The sequence below is a fragment of the Enterococcus sp. AMC1086 genome (assembly GCF_058216575.1).
In genome coordinates this window covers 1,125,000-1,143,481 of the sequence record NZ_CM177100.1, presented here as the reverse complement: position 1 = coordinate 1,143,481, position 18,482 = coordinate 1,125,000, and the positions used below count along the sequence as shown (strand labels likewise).

Genomic DNA, 18,482 nt, shown 5'->3' with positions numbered 1-18,482 from the left:
TGATTAAAGTAAAAAAGCCTATTCATCGTCTATATTACAAGGAGGATATTTATGGAAAAGTTTTCTGGATTTCGTGTTAAAAAAATAAATGAAAATGTTAAAACCACTGTAGAAAAAATAGAACATACTGATTTATCTGAAGGAGATGTACTTATTAAAATCGCATATTCCTCAGTCAACTATAAAGATTCACTTGCCATCAGACAAGATGGCGGTGTCATTCGTCATTATCCAATGATACCTGGAATCGATTTAAGTGGTACTATTCTAACGACCAAAGACGATCGGTTTCAAGAAGGTCAAAACGTTTTAGTAACGGGTTACGGTTTAGGTGTTACACACACTGGTGGATTTGCTGAAATTGCTCGCGTGCCAGGTGATTGGGTCGTTCCTTTACCCCATGGATTAAGTTTAAAAGAAGCTATGGTTTTTGGTACAGCTGGCTTTACTGCTGCATTATGCATTCAAGCACTTGAAAATCAAGGATTAGCTACCAACAAGGAGGCCAAAATTTTAATTTCAGGCGCATCTGGCGGGGTGGGAAGTTTAGCCCTTGCTATGCTAAAAAAACGAGGATACAAAAATATCATTGCCTTAAGTCGAAAAAAATCAGCTATACCTTCTTTGAAAAACATTGGTGCCACAGAAGTACTTTTAATAGATGAATTTATGCCAGAAAAAATCAAACCTTTAGCAAAACAAACGATTGATTTTGCAATTGATACCGTTGGCGGTGATATATGTTCTGTATTATTATCTCAACTTAACTATGGCGGCAGCATCGCTATTTGTGGAAACGCGGCTGGGATCAAATTAAATACGACTGTTTTACCTTTTATTTTAAGAAATATAACTTTATTAGGGATCGATTCAGTCAATGTTCCAATGAGCCAACGTTTAGCTATTTGGCAACGTTTAGCTACTGATTTAAATGTAAGTAGACATGAACTAGTAAACGAAATAACGCTACAAGAATTGACCCAAACCTTAGATCAGTTGCAGTCAGGGACTCATATTGGCCGCACGATCGTTAAAATCAGTTAAAGGAGCAAATTATCTATGAATATCTTAATTACTGCAGGTGGAACTTCTGAAAAAATCGATAATGTTCGTTCCATTACAAACCACTCAACAGGACGTTTAGGAAAGACAATCGGTGAAGCCTTTTTAGCGCAAGGACATCTTGTAACGTATGTAACTACACCTCAGGCAGTCCGCCCTACTAGTGATTCAAATTTAAGGCTGGTAGAAATCGAAACAACAAAAGAATTGGAATCCGCTTTACTTGATGAATTTAAGCATCAAACATTTGATAGTATCATTCATAGCATGGCTGTCAGCGACTTTACAACTGAAGCCACCTTGTCAGAAGATGACTTTATCGAAAAACTCGCAGCTAAATTAACAACAGATGATTCCTTATCTGATTTAGCAAATTTGACCGAAGAACTTTACCACAGTTTAGATGAAATTAGTAAATCGATCCAACAAGAAAAAAAAATACCTTCTAAAACAGATCGACTCTTGCTTTTTTTAAAGAAAAACCCTAAAATAATTGCAATGCTGAAGCAAGAACAACCTCATGCGATACTTGTAGGATTCAAATTATTGGTGGGCGTTTCCACTGAAGAACTGATTCAAGTCGGTCAATCGATCTTAGTCAAAAACAGCTGTGACTTTGTTTTAGCCAATGACCTTGAAGAGATTCGTGGCAACCAACATAAAGGAATCTTGATTGATTCTGATGGGCAAACAGAAACAGCTCAGACTAAAAACGAGATCGCTCAATTGATTGTCAAAAAGGTTGAAGAAAAATGGAGGAACCAATGATGAAAACAATATTATTAGGCATTTCAGGTAGTATTTCTGCCTATAAAGCAGCTGATATTACTAGCCAACTCACCAAATTAGGTTATAATGTCGAAGTCATCATGACGACCAATAGTACAAAGTTCATTACACCATTAACATTGCAGTCTTTGTCAAAAAATCCAGTTCATACAGATGTAATGGAAGAGATTGCTCCTGATAAGATCAACCATATTGAATTAGCTAAAAAAGCAGATCTTTTTTTAGTCGCTCCTGCCTCCGCTAATATGTTAGCAAAATTAGCGCACGGAATTGCCGACGATATGCTCTCAACTGTAGCTTTGGCTTTAAAAGAAGAAGTCCCTAAATTTATTGCACCAGCAATGAATACTTATATGTATCAAAATCCGATTATGCAACGAAATTTGGCAATATTAAAAGAAGTCGGTTATCATGAAATCGATCCCCGAGAAGCCTTATTAGCCTGTGGTGATTTCGGCCGTGGTGCGCTTGCAACAGTGGAAGAAATTGTCGCTACAATCAATGAAGGATCAACGAAATAATTTTGAGGAGTCATTTATGAAAAATACAAAGACATTTACATTAACTGCTATGTTTTTAGCAATTTTGATTTTGTTATCTGCCGTTCCTTTTTTAGGATTCATTCCAATTGGACCGATCAACGCTACAACGATGCACATTCCTGTAATCATTGCTTCAATCGTTTTAGGTCCAAGAATCGGGGCCTTTTTGGGAGGTGTTTTCGGTATCATCAGCATGATTCGCAGCACTATCGTTTTGTCTCCCTTGTCTTTTGTGTTCTCACCATTCATTCCTGTGATTGGGACAGATCAAGGTAGCCTTAAAGCAATAATCGTTGCCATGGTGCCAAGAATTTTGATCGGAGTCGTTCCGTATTTTGTCTTTATAGGATTAAAGAAATTGACGAAAAATAACCCTTCTTCTCAAACTTTTAGTTTGTTTGTTGCAGGTTTTTTAGGATCGGCTACGAATACGATTCTTGTGATGAACTTGATTTATTTTCTATTTAAAGATTCTTATGCACAAATTATTGGTGCCAATGGTGCAGCAATTTATACAGCAATTTTAACTGTGATTTTTACTAGCGGTGTTGTTGAAGCCATTGTAGCGGCAATTGCTACAGTGGGTGTAACATCAGTTTTACTGCGCTTAGTAAAAAATAATGCGACACAAAAATTGTAAAAAAGAGCTTGGGACATAAATTCTAACGAAAAATCCAGATACCAGTCAAATTGATTGGCATCTGGATTATTTTTGTTTTACAAAAATAAGAACACCTTTGCTAAAATAAAAGTGACTAAACAAATAAATTAGTGAGGTATTCTTATGTTTAAAAATTATACCGCAAATCAAGTTATTCTTCCTCTAGATTTTAGCTTTCAGTTAGAAAAAAATGATATCGCATTTGTTATTGATCAATTAGTTGAAAGTATTCCCGAGGCACGTTTTCTTCCTTTTCATCATCAAATGGGCCCTTCTTCTTATCATCCAAAAATGATGATGAAGATGATTTTATGTGCCTATACACAATCCGTGTTTTCTGGTCGAAAGATTGCAGCTCTAACAAAAGATAGTATCTGGATGATGTGGCTCACTCAAAGTTATCAGCCTAGCTATCGAACGATCAATCGTTTCCGTGTGAATCCCTTAGTGAACACACTCCTTCGGGAGTGCTTCGTCCAATTCCGTAGTCAATTAGTCAAGGAACAATTAATCGATGAAGATGCCATTTTTATCTATGGCACAAAGATTGAAGCCAATGCCAATAAATATACCTTTGTTTGGAGAAAATCCATTGATAACTTTGACAAAAAACTCACCGAAAAATCAACCTTTCTTTATGATGAACTATTGAAAAATACGATTATTCCTGAAATTGAGCACGAGTCCGAAAAAGAATTATCTATCACTGAATTAGGCAAGATTGAAGAAAATCTCGCGCATGTTGTCGAAAAGTTTACAGATAAAATCGAACAAGCAAAGGATGGAATTACGCGCAAATCAATTCGTTCTAAACGAAAAGTTCCAAAAAAATTAAGGAAACTTTTCAAGGACTTTAAAGAGCGAAAACTCGCTTATCAAAAACATAGACAGATTTTAGGACAACGAAACAGCTATTCTAGAACAGATCCAGACGCCACTTTTATGCGCATGAAAGATGATCACATGAAAAATGGTCAGTTGAAAGCAGGCTATAATCTTCAAATCGCCACAAATAGTCAATATATTTTAGGTTACGATCTTTTCTCAAATCCAACAGATACAAGGACATTGCGCCCTTTTTTAACCACTTTAAAGGAGCGTTTCTTTGAGCTACCAACCCATATTGTCGCAGATGCCACGGGGGAGAAGAAAACTATCAAGCTGTTTTAGAAGAGCATAAGCGAATACCACTCATCACATATGCCATGTATCATAAAGAACAGAAGAAAAAGTTTAAACAAAATCCATTCCTGCCAACAAACTGGCCGTACCAAGAATTAGACGATACGTTTCTTTGTCCAAACGGACGGAAAATGAATTTTCGAAATTATTCTATTCGTACAGATAAGTATGGCTTTAAACGGTATTTGAAACGATATGAATGTGAAGACTGCTCAAATTGCCCTCTTCGAAGCCAATGTACAAAAGCGAAGAGTGACAAGAATCGTGAGATTCAAAAGAACATGAATTGGGAATACTTTAAAGCAAGAATTCAACAGCTGCTTTCAGAAGAAGAAACAGGTAAACTCTATCGTCAACGAAAAATTGACGTCGAACCTGCTTTCGGACATTTGAAGGCTTGTTTAGGATTCACTCAATTCTCTGTTCGAGGGAAGCAACAGGCGCACAATGAAATTGGGCTTGCGCTAATGGCTGTAAATTTGAGGAAATATAGGCTAAATAAGCTATCAAACAAGAATAAGTCTCTCAATAAACTAAAAAACAGAAGACTAAAAATCATTTTACGATTTTCGGTCTTCTATTTTATTTATCTTGAGACTTATGTCCCAAGCTCGCCCTTTATTTCTTAAATTTAATGAGTCGTATTCATTTTAGGATATCTTTTTATTATTTATCAATGTTTCTTTCTTATCTTTAACTCCATTTTATTTAGAAGATATCTTTGAATAACTTAGACTAGAAAATAAGACACCTACAAACTCTAAAATTACACTAAACATATAGCCAGCTCCCTAAATAATTTATTCATCTATTCTTTTTTAGCTAAAGTATTTCTCCAGTTGTAAACAAAGCAATTACTTTTTGTACCCATTCAGATATTTTTGAACTGTTTATATCAGCTGTATAGGGGTAAATTTTAAAGGGATATTTTCTGACAATGATTTTCAAGAAAGTGTAAAGAGAAGATATGTCAAATATGGTTATTAATACGGATTTTCATTGTACTTTTTCTAACAATTCACCGTGGAACAAAATTAATATATTAAATTTCAAGTCATGGTATTTAACCCAAAAATTTATGGGAAATAAAAGGTATGTGTTTTCGGAAAGTATTTATTTTTGAATCTCCGTTTGTTTTACTCCGTATATTACCGTCATTCTTCTTTTTATTTTTAGGTATCTATTACTTCGTACGTTCACTTATAAATGACGATTCAAAATTTAAAAGAAAATAAAAATAAAGAAAGAGCCTCTTCTAGCCAATAGTTCCTTTCTTTATTTTCTAGATTGTCAAATTGGTTGCGACATTACTCCCTGAAAGAGTGCCCAGCAATTTTCCCAGTATAATGCTTTTTTAGGAAGTTTATTTTTTTTCAAGGCAGCTACTTTTTCCTACTCAGAAATCTTAAAAAAATCAGTCCCTCTATAAACAAGCTGTTACAATTTAACTGGAAACTCATCTATGAAATTCCAGAAATAGGAAAATTTTTCTTCTGAATACTTAAACCAAAAATAGAGTTATTCAATGATTTGGGCTTAATTTCCCCACAGTCCTGAAGTCTCATCACGATGAGATTGTCCTCCCCAAGCCAAATATAGCTGCAATCAAAGTAACCAATTATATCCCAATAATTTTTTAAATACTCACCTTACTATATTTTTAAACGTTCAATTTGACAGTTGAAGTCCAACTTATAACCCTCATTATCGAAGAATATCAATTAAATCTTTTTTAGCCGCTTCTGACGCTGGCATCACAGAAAATATCAATCCAACAGTAGAGGACACTCCCACAGCTAATAAAATCGTGAACAAATCAATTGAAACATTGACTTTGATCAGTGAACCTATCCCATAAGCAAACAACATCCCTATTAAATACCCAAAGATTCCACCGGATACGGTTAACGTTAATCCTTCCAGCAAAAATTGAATCATAATTGATTTCCTTGTGGCACCTAATGCACGACGTATCCCGATTTCTTTTGTACGTTCTGAAACAGAAATATACATCATATTCATAACCCCCACACCTGCAATAAATAAAGAAATTCCTGCAACTGCTGAAATAAAGTATGTGATTGTACTTAAAATAGATCCAATCCCTTTTGTAAGCATAGCGGTATCTAACGCCTGATATTCTCCAAAATCTCGCATAGCTCCTTTTTCTTTCAAATTATTTATTACTGCAGTAGTTACTTTATCGGGTTTTACTCCTTCCTCTAGAGTAATTGTTAGAGCAGACGTATTTTTTTCAGTATCAAAATAATACAAGTAGCTATTTTTGGGTATTTGAATGTTTTTTTCAGGCATAGAAAACAGATTCTCTTGGTCCTCACCTGGAAAAATACCAACGATTCTAAACAACTGTCCGTCAAGTTCTATTCCTCTATTCAGAGCTGCTTTTGATGTAATAAAAAGTTCTTTAGCTGTCAACATATCTATCAAGGCTACCTTATTAAAGTTAGCGTTGTCTAAAGCAGTCAAAGACCTTCCTTGCGTGACTTCTTTGCCATTAGTAGAAATAAGCTCAATCTGTTTATTCTTTTTTTTATCTTTAGTATAGACGTCCTTATAAATCTGATCTTCTTCTGTTTTTGCGAATTCTGCTTTCTTAACCCCTTCTATCTTTTTTATTGCAGTTAAATCCGACTCTTGAAAAAAGGACTTATTTGTTTCATACAAATTCGTATCATTGGGAGTAAAATTCAATTGAATTTCGACATTTTTTGATTCACTTTTTGTTAAATTCCTAATCGTATCTTTTTCGAAACCTCGACCAATCGCCAGAATTGTGATTACAGATGAAATACCAATAATGATTCCAAACATGGTTAATAAACTTCGTTTTCGATTGTTTTTAATGGATTTGAAAGCAGAACGCCAATTCACGTAAAAATTCATGGCCTCAGCTCCCTATCTTCAACAATTGCGCCATCTCTAATATGGATTAATCGACGGCAATAAGGAACAACTTCTGGATTATGCGTCACCATAATAATGGTTGCTCCATCTTCCGCATTCAAAGTGGTAAATAAGTCCATAATTTCTTCTGACGTGTGTGTATCTAGAGCACCTGTTGGTTCGTCTGCGATGATAAATTTTGGATTGTTAATTAACGATCGTGCAATCGCAACTCGTTGTTGTTGCCCTCCAGACAATTGTTTAGGATATTTATATTCTTTTCCTTTCAACCCTACTCTATTTAATACATTGAATACCTTTTCCTTTGTTTGAGAAAGCCTATACCCACCGTAAAGAAGTGGCAACTCAACATTTTCAAAAACTGTGTTATTTTCAATTAAACTAAAATTTTGAAAAATAAAACCAACAGTGCGGTTACGTATCTTCGATAATCGATCATCATCCGTATGAATTAACGATTCTCCTTCAAAAAGATATTGTCCTTCGAATTTTCGATCGATAAACCCTAATAAATTAATTAAAGTCGATTTACCTGATCCAGATGGACCCATGATAGCAATCATTTCTCCTTTCGATACCTTTAAATTGATATCTTTTAAGACATGTAAAGATTCTTCTTCATTTTTATAATATTTATTGACATCAGCCAAATCAATCATCACTTCACCGCCACTTCTTGTCCATCTTTCAGATTTTTATCAGGGTTTATGATCACTTGATCTTTTTCTTTTAAGCCATTTTCAACTACATATGTTGTATCGTTATCTTTCAGGGTTACTTTTTGTTTGTGGCTTTTTCCTTCTTTATATAAAAATACAACAGATTCTCCGTCCTCTTTAATAACTGCTTTCTTAGGGACTTCCAATGTATTTAGTGGGACACTAATTTGAACGCTAAACCCGTAATGAATCGCTTCCTTAGGTTCTACAGTAAATGAAAAGTTAGCAACCGTATTCTTTCCAGTCGCACCATCTGTCGGATTGCTTACATCTGTTTCTGGTAGCTGTTCAATTGTTGTTATAGTTCCTTCTATTTCTTTTTTATCATTTACTGGAAGAATCTCTACTTTTTGATCTTTTGCTATTTTCTTATAATCGTACTCCGTAACAAGCCCATTTATAACCGTTTCTGGGCTAACAATTATTGCATAAGGAATTGTATTATTCACTTTGCCTTTTTCATTGATATACACAATCCCTTTAAATGGCGCTGTTATAGTGGTAGTTATTTTCTTCTGAGTTTGTTCAATAGCGTTGTTCGCACTAGACAAATCAACATTTGCGGCATCTAATGCTTGTTTTGCTTGTAAAACTGTCTCTTTTTGTACCTCTAATGTTTGCTGTATAGTGTCTACTTTAGCATCAATTTCAGCTTTTTTTGCTTCTCCCTCCATTGTTTTTGTATCAATAGAATTACGATCTATTTTATTGTTTGCTAAACGAACTTCTAGTTCTTGTTGCTTTTGAACGGCACTATCAAGGTTTACTTGTGCATTTGTGACCGCTAGGTTTAATTTATCTAAAGCTTGTGTTTGTTCTTCTGCTTGATCTTCAACAGTTGTATTTTGATACGTTGCAATTACATCATTTGCATTCACTTCTTGTCCATTCTGGACCGAAATAGTATTGATTTTACCTAAAGTAGAGTCTAAGCTTAAGCTACTAGTATTTTTAGGCTGAACAGTTCCTTTGAATAATAAGGGATCATTTTTCTTCAAAATTTCTATTTTATAAGTGACGGTATTATCTTTGTTAGTATTTTTTGTTTTATAAAGTAGAATACCGCCTATCAGCAAGATAGCGAGAATACCTGCAAGAATGCTTAAATATATTTGTTTTTTTTGACTTAATCTTTTCATTCAGTTTTTTCTCCTATATCTAGTTTGAAAAGGTGAACCAAAATCATTATAATTGGAATTTTCAAAAATAATGGGAAAATAATAATCGGAACGAAAATAATTAAACTGATTACTTGGGTCTCTGTACCTTCAGGTAGAGGTGGGATTGATAATAAAGCATATAGAATCGTAATCACCGTCCATCCTAAATTTAGATAATAAGGATATTTTGGCGGAACAAATCCCTTTTTCATTTTTTGGTTTGCTATAAAAAATAAAAATACAAAGACGATAGAGACAATAAAACCAAAGACTGAAAACAATTTTGTGGGCATACTATTTAATTTATTGTACATATTTATCCCTTGCTCTCCTAAATCTTTATAAATTGACTCGTCTGGATTTAATGCCCCTGGTAATCCAATCGCCGCAAGTACGGTTCCAATCCCTGCAAAGACCAGTGTAACCATATTCCATATTTTTACTTTCTTTAACTGTTTTTCAACATTATTAGCAATCATAAATAAAACCACCTTAAAATTTTTCCTATTCTTTTAAAAATCTGTCTTCATTAAATTAAACTCGCTTGATAAGTATTACTATAAACATAAGGTGAATAAAATTTTCTCCCAAAAATATAATTAATTCGTGGTCTTTTGATAGTCTTCGATTATTGTTAATCCAAGCAGAAATATGTTCGCAAACCCTACACAAAGGTAAGATGACCCACGAAATGGAACCTTTTAGTATTTTTGATAAATTTACATAAACAAATCAACTATATAATTACTATTAGAAAGACTCTCAATAATGAATAAAAACAATAATAAGGGGAGTAGTTTATTTTTCTCTACAAACTTATTGTAATATACAACTACTACATAAATAAAAGTAGCAGAAATTACTTTGAATAGAAGTAAATATGGAGATTCAAAGTTTATTTTAAACCCAAAATTTTCAATTAAAATTATGACTATAGAATACGGAATTAAACTATATAAGATAAAAAGAAAGTTTTTAAGTATTGAAGGATATCTATCAACTTTTAAAAGTAATAGTATTATTCGATAAATAAAAGATTGTAGAAATAAAAACAATATTGCAATTGTTACTATAATAGTTTTAAGAACAAACATAAATAAATTAACATCATTAAACAAGTTATCTTGTTGTATCTTTTGAAAGTTAGATACAAACAAATCATCTACTCTGTATTGAATAGCTAATATGTATAGTAGCAAAGACATTGACAAATAATACAGATTTTTCTTGGTTACTTTTTCCATTTTTCCTCACATCACTTGTAATATATTTTTTACTAATTCTCATTCCTCACATCACCTGAACAGGCTATTCCTAATTTTAATAAAAACAATTAATTAAATTATTGATAAATTTATATATACAAGACTATTATGTTACTAAATTAATTACCTTTTAAACCAGTATATACTCGTGTTGTTTGCTCATAATTTAACTAAAAGTAAAAGATTCTATTACAGCTGCAATAAAATATACAGCTAATAAAACCATATACAAATTCAACAACTTTTTTATATCTATTTTGAACTTCTTTAAATAGACCATTTGAAGATAAATTGAGATATTTAAAGATAGGAACCAACCAAAAATTTCTAAAGGCAGGTGAGGCAGCATAAAAATAGTACTTTCTAATCCGTATAAATTTATTGCTAAAAAAAGAGCCATACCCAACGTAAAAGCATTTATCATTAATATAGGCATAGATATGAATACAGTTAAGCTTAATAAAAATGCAATTTTTATATTATGAAAAAAAATTTCTACCATACTAAGACTTACTGATTTAACGCTATTAGGAGTATAGTTTTCTTTTAAAAACATAGAAAACAACACACCAAATGTAAAAGAAGTAATAATAGGTAAATAGTATTTACAAAAGTATTTTTTTTTTGTCATATTTCACTCATTCCACAATTACTCCATTATTCAACCTTACAATATGATCCACTAAACTACTTATTATCTCAATATCATGAGTGGCAAAGAAGAAAGTTCTAGTCTTTTTATATTTTTTGAAAATATCATTTAATACTAATTTTGAATTTTTATCCAATCCATTGTATGGTTCATCAAATAGTAAAATCTGCTTATTAGACATAATTCCTGTTAAAATTAGCACTTTTTGTTTTTGACCTAAAGAAAGAAACTCTAATTTAGTCTCCATAAAGTTCTCTATTCCTAATTTTTTAAAATCAAAAAAAATGCTCTCATAATTTATAGTATTGTTAATTTCTATAATTAATTGAATAAACTCCTTCACAGTTAATTTATCAAACACAAAATAATCTAAGTTTAAATACAAAATTTCTGAATTATCAAAATCAAATTCTATTTTTCTTATCCCAGCTAACACTTCTAAAAGAGAAGTCTTTCCTGCACCATTCGGACCTACCAAAATGTTAACAGCATTTTTACTTATATAAAATGATACATTATTTAGTATTATTTTTTCACTAGCGCTATATGTTATATTTGAGAAGCTAACTTTACTAATACTAACCACCTACTTTTCTAAATAGATATCCGAAAAAAATGTTTTAATCCAAATTTTAAACAGATATAAAACTAATATATTTAAAAAAAACAGTATAATCGAAAATAAATAAATGTTAATTATGAATATTTTCATTAACGCCAAAAGACTAAACGACAGCATAAAAGCTGAAATGATACCAAAATCAGATATTGTAGAAATATTTTTCAAAGAATTTTTATCAAGAATTTTTCTATTAAATAACAATATAAAAAAGTCGAAATTTATATCCAGAATATACCACCCCAGAATAATAAACATTTTTATAATATTTAAATTGCTAAAATTTACGATTACAGGTATAAGTGATAGTAAACAAGTCTTTTTGATAAAGTTAGTATAATCAAGAATAAAAAAATTTAGTTGTTGTTTAAAGTTTAGTATTTGCTTCAAGTATAATAAGAAAAAACCTAATCTTTCTACACTTACTTGGCTACAATACCTATGCTTACTAATAAGTAGAGCTACAGATAAAACACATAAACTCAACATGAACGGATCCAAAAATCTTGCTAAAGACGTAATCTCATAAACAAATCTAATAAGAATAGCTATTGCTATAAAAATAACAATGGGATTTTTCAGAAATGATAACTCTTTTTTAAAAAAATAAATTATTGCTATAACCGTTTGAATAACTAATATGAAAACAACTAGTTTTTTGTTAGTAATCGCTGTAAATAAATATAGGATTAGAATCAAATTGCCAATGAACAAACCTATTTTATATTTACTATAAATTTTGTCTACGCTGTTATTACTATGTTTCAATTTACCCATCATAAAAATATAGAAATCTAAGAATATGAACATTACTATAAAAATCTCTTTTTGGTAGAATAGAAATTTAAATATTAGAATAAAATACAAAAAATTTACTACGTAATTTAAATTTTCAACTAAAATATAAACCAGTGCAACCCGCACACCCAAAAAGCTAACTACACCTAGATTAATTAAATGACTTCCTATATGTTTTCGAAAAAAAATATAAGCAACAATTAGAGCATACACACAAATTACATCAACATACTCCCTACGAATAACAAAAGGTATATCAAATTTTTTTAAATCTAAGAAAAGTAAACTCGATAGTATTAATATTCTACTTATTATACTAAACTTGATAAAAAGACCACTTATTTTTTCAAATTCCGGAGCAACTCTCCTTATCTTTCCCTTTAATTCATCACATTTTTCCCTATACTTGTTAATTACTATATATTTTATTTTTTTTCTCCTTATTAAAAATTATCAAGTTAAAGTCCTCGTAAAAATTTTGAATATATCTCACGAAGACTTCATCTTATTTTACCATTTTACGAAATTTTTCAAAGTTTTCTTTTTAACCATGTTCCAAACGGCTTTAACCGCTACTCCACCAATTCCAGCTCCAGAAATGATTGCGGCTGCAGTTGCTCCCCAAGAAACCCACTCTAGTGCACGATAAACGTTAGTTGCAAGTAACTCTGTAAATCCTAAAGTTGCTACAGCATATTGAAGTGCTAGTAAAGATAAGAATAATGAAACGATTATGAGTGATACTGCAACAATTCTTTTACTTTCTTTTTGTAATGTTAACATATAACTTCACCTCCTTTTTATTAATTTTATTTTATCATAATACATGTTTTTTTGTAAAGAAATATTTACAAAAAAACTGTAAAAACTTTACTTATTATTCGTAATTATTTATTTGCAACAAAATTTAACTTAAAACACAAGAGTTTAATATTTTTTCTAAATAGTATAAATTTTATATTGATAAATGACATAAACACACATTATATTGAGAAGAACAGTTATATACTTAGAGAGATTCGTCTATCGTGCTGAATAAGTCGAAAAAATGTGAAATTAAAATTTAAAAATTAACAAACCATACTTACTGTTAAATATGCGTATACTCATAATTTACATTAAAAGAGCTTGGGACATAAGTCCTAACGAAAAATCCAGATATCAGTCAACTTGATTGGTATCTGGATTATTTTTTTATACAAAAATAAGAACACCTTTGCTAAAATAAAAGTGACTAAACCAATAAACTAGCGAGGTGTTCTTATGTTTCCACAAATCAAGTCGTTCTTCCTCTAGATTTTCGTTTTCAGTTAGAAAAAAATGATATTGCTTTTGCCATTGATCAATTAGTCGAAAGTATTCCAGAGGAACCCTTTATTCCTTTTCACCATCAAATGGGGCCTGCTTCTTATCATCCAAAAATGATGATGAAGATGATTTTATGTGTTTACACGCAATCTGTATTTTCTGGTCGTAAGATTGAAGCGTTAACGAAAGACAGTATTCGCATGATGTGGCTTACTCAAAGTTATCAACCTAGTTATCGAACCATCAATCGTTTTCGAGTGAATCCTTTAGTGAATGCACTCCTTCGGGAGTGCTTCGTTCAGTTCCGTAGCCAATTAGTCAAGGAACAATTAATCGATGAAGAAGCCATTTTTATCGATGGTACAAAGATTGAAGCCAACGCCAATAAATACACCTTTGTTTGGAGAAAATCCATTGATAACTTTGATAAAAAGCTTACTGAAAAATCAAATTTTCTCTACGATGAATTGTTAAAGAATCAAATTATTCCTGAAATTGAGCGAGAGTCCTCAAAAGAATTATCTGTCACTGAATTAGGCAAGATTGAAGAAAATCTCGCGCATGTTGTAGAAAAGTTTACAGATAAAATCGAACAAGCAAAGGATGGAATTACGCGCAAATCAATTCGTTCTAAACGAAAAGTTCCAAAAAAATTAAGGAAACTTTTCAAGGACTTTAAAGAGCGAAAACTCGCTTATCAAAAACATAGACAGATTTTAGGACAACGAAACAGCTATTCTAGAACAGATCCAGATGCTACTTTTATGCGCATGAAAGACGATCACATGAAAAATGGTCAGTTAAAAGCAGGCTATAATCTTCAAATCGCTACGAATAGTCAGTACATTTTAGGCTATGATCTTTTCTCAAACCCAACAGATACACGGACACTGCGCACTTTTTTAGCTACTTTAAAGGAGCGTTTCTTTGAGCTACCAACTTATATTGTCGCAGATGCCGGCTACGGGGGAGAAGAAAACTATCAAGCTGTTTTAGAAGACCTTGAGCGAACACCACTCATTACGTATGCCATGTACCATAAAGAACAAAAGAAAAAATGTAAACAAAATCCATTTCTTCCCGCAAACTGGTCGTATCAGGAATTAGACGATACGTTTCTTTGCCCTGACGGACGGAAAATGAATTTTCGAAATTATTCTATTCGTACAGATAAGTATGGGTTTAAACGGTATTTAAAACGATATGAATGTGAAGACTGCTCGAATTGTCCTCTTCAAAGCCAATGTATAAAAGCGAAGAGCAACAAGAATCGTGAGATTCAAAAGAATATGAACTGGGAATATTTTAAAGCGAAGATTCAACAGCTGCTTTCAGAAGAAGAAACAGGTAAACTCTATCGTCAACGAAAAATTGACGTCGAACCTACTTTCGGACATTTGAAGGCTTGTTTAGGCTTCACTCGGTTCTCTGTTCGAGGAAAATAACAGGCGCATAATGAAATTGGGCTCGCGTTAATGGCTGTAAATTTGAAAAAATATAGGCTAAATAAGCTATCAAACAAGAATAATTCTCCCAAGAAACTAAAAAACAGAAGACTAAAAATCTTTTTTATGATTTTCGGTCTTCTGTTTTATTTGTCTTAAGACTTATGTCCCAAGCTCTTTTTTTATTTTTTCTGTTTTTTCAATTTATAGGCATACTCGCTGGCTTTAAAAAGTAATCCATTCACAGGCAAATCAAATTCCCCAATAAATTCATTGACTGTTGGATTGAAGTTAGACTTAAACTTAATCAACCCATCATTCAAACTACCTTCCAATCCTCCCATATTACAAGTCGTACAGCCTCGTTCAAAACATTCGTTAATAGCATCAAACCACGTTACATATGCAGGCATATAACGCTTATAACGATCATCCAATCCAGCATACAGAATTTCACTCGTTGAGCCAAATGTAATCGCTAAAGCACCTGCCACGACTGCCATATCACCTGAATGTGCGATATTTTCTTCAAGTTCCTTCATTTCTCGAGTTAAAGAAAAATCAAGTTCTTCTAAGTTATGACGCTTTTTCACTTGATTTTCTTTTAAGTTAGCTAGATCTTCTTTGTTTTTATCAAAACGTAGTTTAGTTTCCTCAAAACGTTCTTTCAAATCCACTCGTGCCAACATGATAAATGAATTTTCAGGATAAATTGTTAATAGTTTTTCAAAATATTCACTATTTCTAAGTGAAATATTTTGACGTTCGGTCGTTAATTCAATAACTTTAGCAAAATCATCGACCAATTCAGTATGGCCCAACGTAACTTTGACCCCTTTTTTCTGTGCTTGTTTCATCATTTTCTTTGTGCTTTTTGATAATTGCTCTTCACTAAAATCTTCTTTGTAGATATTCGCTTGAAAACGTGGTTGGATCGTTGCGTCCATTTCCATCGTCAAACCTTGATATTTCGCGCCACTTGCGATGATATTATCGATAATGGGTTGAGCCATTGGATCAACCGTCGACTCTTCACCTATATGAAAATCTTTATAATGAACAGTCGGGTCCATTTTAACAAATAATGCACGTTTTTTCTTACCGAATTGCTTTAACTCTTTTAAGAAGAATGCAACAAGTTCTGAATTCGTATAATCCATAATTGGGCCGCGCGGTGTGTACAGCATCGAAAATTTCATTGGTAATGGCCTAATCAATACTAAACTAGAGGCAATTAGGATGCCATTTTCATAAACACCGACAATTTCTGATTCCCAATTATCCTTCACTTTTGCCCAGGCAGATGATTGTAACAAGTTACATAAAGGATGGCTCTCCACAAACTTGTCGTGCTCTTTAGCATCGATGCCAATTTTAAATTCAAACATTATAAAAAAACTCCTCTACATTTTAGCTTCTGTATTACCATATCATAATTTATTCAACAGGAACAGTAAAGTTTTTCATGAAATTGGTTAGAAAACTTTAAGAGACTGGATCCAAACTACATTAGTCTTGACTCAGTCTCTCAAAAATGAATTCTTATTCTATTTTTTTATCGATCAAAGTCGATTTTCAAAATGAACGGATTTATTGATCCAATACATCACTGGTGCAGCTAGCGTCATCGTTGCAAATTCGCTAAGTGCCAACGTTGCGTAATTTCCCCAAAAAGCAGCTCCACCATTTGGCGCTAGCATAAAGGCGATAATACACATCGACACAGTGAAAAATAGCGTATTCAGCGCTAAACGTGCTATAGTATTAGGCACTCTTTTTTGCAATAAAGCGGTTAGCCCAAGCGAAATAAATGTTTGTATCCCACCATATAATGCATCCATGGCACCAAAGCCAAAGAAAAAATTATAGACAACCACTCCGCCTAAAACGCCCCACATCAATTTCCGATTGAAAACAACTAAATGATTCAAACTTTCAGAAATTCTAAATTGGATCGGTCCTGACGAAACGGGTGCTACTAACATCGTTAAACCAAGATATAACGCCATCACAATGCCATTCATCGTAATTGCTTTTACTTTACTGTTTGATGAAACAGTATTTTGCATAGTTTCCCCTTCTTTCTCCGAGTTTTTTTACAAGGGATGGTTGATGAACCTTGTCGAGGATTCACTTCCTCAAAAAATGCTACGTAGGCATTATATCTCATAATTCGTCGTTTCACAATGATAACTCACAATTTATAAATCCTTCTGCTCTTGATTCCATATTTAACATTTTCAAGCATCCATTATTCTTAATTTTTCACATGTCTGTTATAATAAGACTTTGCACAAGGAGGAAATAAATGAAGAAACATTTTTATCTCGTTATCAATGAAAAAGCGGGTGGCGGTACCGGACATCTCGCTGCTGAAAAAATTAGTAAACAATTGCAAACAGTCAACATTGATTATACGACTTATTATACAGAATATGCTGGCCACGAAACAGAGATCGTTCAAAACTTAGCTCAAGATCCCTTGATTCCTTGGGATGATGAACTTGAAATCGAAACATTCCCACTTTTAGTTGTTCTTGGCGGCGACGGCACTTTGCATAGCGTAATCAATGCTTTAAAGTCATTCGACTCTAAAATTCCGATCGGTTATATCCCATGTGGTTCAGGTAATGATTTTGCTCGCGGAGTGGGCATCTCTAGGCAGACAGAAAAAGCTTTTTTACAACTACTTAAAGCTGAAATACCACAAGAAATCCAACTTATCACGTATGCTGAATCAATTCAAGATGAAGCAGGATTGGCTGTTAATAATATCGGTATTGGTTTAGATGCGGCGATCGTCAATGCAGCTAATACTTCTACTTCAAAAAGTACATTAAACAAATTTAATATGGGTTCTTTGTCTTATATTTTTTCTATTTTAAAGGTATTATTCACCCAAAAGGGCTTCCCGATTCTTGTTGAAATCAATGGAAAAAAAATTGAATTCGATCGAGCTTTTTTATGTACAGTAACAAAACATCCTTATTTTGGTGGTGGCGTCTCAATAGCTCCAATGGCTGATCCACGTAAACCAGTTTTGGATTTTGTCTTAGTAGAACGAATCAATTTGTTTAAAATTTTCTGGCTTATTCTACTATTGATTCAAAAAAAACAAATGCAGTCAAAATACTTCCATCATTTTCAATCTAGTAAATTCAGAATTATTTCAACGGTTCCTGAATATGTTCATGCTGATGGAGAAATTTTAGGAAAACGAAGTACTGATATTTCTTTCGGAACAACTAGTAGATTATTTTGGTTTTAAGCGTATTAAAATAGGTTATGAAGGAAAAGTACAAAAACTTTTCCTTCATAACCTAAATAGCGATTATAAGTTGGAAGCAGATTAGTC

General features: G+C 32.5%; 14 protein-coding genes and 2 pseudogenes. 7 read left to right on the top strand and 9 right to left on the bottom strand.

Annotation, left to right across the window (positions count from 1 at the left end):
* Positions 1 to 51: 51 nt before the first annotated feature.
* The 5 genes and pseudogenes from AC4BC4_RS05365 to AC4BC4_RS05345 all read left to right on the top strand — a co-directional run bounded on the left by AC4BC4_RS05365 (position 52) and on the right by AC4BC4_RS05345 (position 4,865).
* Positions 52 to 1,044 carry an oxidoreductase gene (locus tag AC4BC4_RS05365; protein ID WP_490477020.1) on the top strand — a complete coding sequence of 331 codons (993 nt, stop codon included), beginning with the start codon at positions 52 to 54 and terminating at the stop codon, positions 1,042 to 1,044.
* A 15-nt stretch (positions 1,045 to 1,059) separates the two neighbouring features.
* On the top strand, positions 1,060 to 1,830 hold the full coding sequence (gene coaB, locus AC4BC4_RS05360) for a phosphopantothenate--cysteine ligase (protein WP_490477019.1): 771 nt from the start codon (positions 1,060 to 1,062) through the stop codon (positions 1,828 to 1,830).
* Entirely contained in the window at positions 1,830 to 2,372 is a 543-nt protein-coding gene (gene coaC / locus AC4BC4_RS05355) for a phosphopantothenoylcysteine decarboxylase (protein WP_490477018.1), read from the top strand. Before coaB ends, coaC begins: the two co-directional genes overlap by 1 nt.
* 16 nt (positions 2,373 to 2,388) lie before the next feature.
* On the top strand, positions 2,389 to 3,033 hold the full coding sequence (locus AC4BC4_RS05350) for an ECF transporter S component (RefSeq protein ID WP_490477017.1): 645 nt from the start codon (positions 2,389 to 2,391) through the stop codon (positions 3,031 to 3,033).
* A gap of 144 nt (positions 3,034 to 3,177) precedes the next feature.
* Positions 3,178 to 4,865: pseudogene (locus tag AC4BC4_RS05345) on the top strand (IS1182 family transposase).
* Positions 4,866 to 5,940: 1,075 nt separating this feature from the next.
* Here AC4BC4_RS05345 and AC4BC4_RS05340 read toward each other — a convergent pair.
* The 7 genes from AC4BC4_RS05340 to AC4BC4_RS05310 all read right to left on the bottom strand — a co-directional run bounded on the left by AC4BC4_RS05340 (position 5,941) and on the right by AC4BC4_RS05310 (position 13,157).
* Positions 5,941 to 7,140 carry an ABC transporter permease gene (locus AC4BC4_RS05340; RefSeq protein ID WP_490477016.1) on the bottom strand — a complete coding sequence of 400 codons (1,200 nt, stop codon included), beginning with the start codon at positions 7,138 to 7,140 and terminating at the stop codon, positions 5,941 to 5,943.
* Positions 7,137 to 7,820, bottom strand: a complete 684-nt coding sequence (locus AC4BC4_RS05335; RefSeq protein ID WP_490477015.1) for an ABC transporter ATP-binding protein — start codon at positions 7,818 to 7,820, stop codon at positions 7,137 to 7,139. Before AC4BC4_RS05335 ends, AC4BC4_RS05340 begins: the two co-directional genes overlap by 4 nt.
* Complete coding sequence (locus AC4BC4_RS05330; RefSeq protein ID WP_490477014.1) at positions 7,820 to 9,019, bottom strand: efflux RND transporter periplasmic adaptor subunit; 1,200 nt, start codon at positions 9,017 to 9,019, stop codon at positions 7,820 to 7,822. Before AC4BC4_RS05330 ends, AC4BC4_RS05335 begins: the two co-directional genes overlap by 1 nt.
* On the bottom strand, positions 9,016 to 9,519 hold the full coding sequence (locus tag AC4BC4_RS05325; protein WP_490477013.1) for a hypothetical protein: 504 nt from the start codon (positions 9,517 to 9,519) through the stop codon (positions 9,016 to 9,018). The genes AC4BC4_RS05330 and AC4BC4_RS05325 overlap by 4 nt, the downstream gene beginning before the upstream one ends.
* A 952-nt stretch (positions 9,520 to 10,471) precedes the next feature.
* Positions 10,472 to 10,936, bottom strand: a complete 465-nt coding sequence (locus AC4BC4_RS05320; RefSeq protein WP_490477012.1) for a stage II sporulation protein M — start codon at positions 10,934 to 10,936, stop codon at positions 10,472 to 10,474.
* A gap of 7 nt (positions 10,937 to 10,943) precedes the next feature.
* Entirely contained in the window at positions 10,944 to 11,543 is a 600-nt protein-coding gene (locus AC4BC4_RS05315) for an ATP-binding cassette domain-containing protein (protein ID WP_490477011.1), read from the bottom strand.
* A 1,341-nt stretch (positions 11,544 to 12,884) separates the two neighbouring features.
* Positions 12,885 to 13,157 (bottom strand): hypothetical protein, encoded by a 273-nt coding sequence (locus AC4BC4_RS05310; RefSeq protein ID WP_490477010.1) that lies wholly within the window; start codon positions 13,155 to 13,157, stop codon positions 12,885 to 12,887.
* 479 nt (positions 13,158 to 13,636) lie between these two features.
* Between AC4BC4_RS05310 and AC4BC4_RS05305 the strand changes: the two are divergent.
* Positions 13,637 to 15,286 (top strand): annotated as a pseudogene (locus AC4BC4_RS05305) (IS1182 family transposase); the annotation flags it as partial.
* Between the two features lie 23 nt (positions 15,287 to 15,309).
* Here the strand turns inward: AC4BC4_RS05305 and AC4BC4_RS05300 are convergent.
* Together AC4BC4_RS05300 and AC4BC4_RS05295 are read right to left on the bottom strand one after the other, a co-directional pair.
* Positions 15,310 to 16,515 carry an aminoacyltransferase gene (locus AC4BC4_RS05300; RefSeq protein WP_490477009.1) on the bottom strand — a complete coding sequence of 402 codons (1,206 nt, stop codon included), beginning with the start codon at positions 16,513 to 16,515 and terminating at the stop codon, positions 15,310 to 15,312.
* Positions 16,516 to 16,689: 174 nt separating this feature from the next.
* On the bottom strand, positions 16,690 to 17,196 hold the full coding sequence (locus AC4BC4_RS05295) for a QueT transporter family protein (protein ID WP_438758713.1): 507 nt from the start codon (positions 17,194 to 17,196) through the stop codon (positions 16,690 to 16,692).
* A 239-nt stretch (positions 17,197 to 17,435) separates the two neighbouring features.
* On the opposite strand from AC4BC4_RS05295, the gene AC4BC4_RS05290 reads away from it, so the two are divergent.
* Entirely contained in the window at positions 17,436 to 18,395 is a 960-nt protein-coding gene (locus AC4BC4_RS05290) for a diacylglycerol/lipid kinase family protein (protein WP_490477008.1), read from the top strand.
* Positions 18,396 to 18,482: the final 87 nt, after the last annotated feature.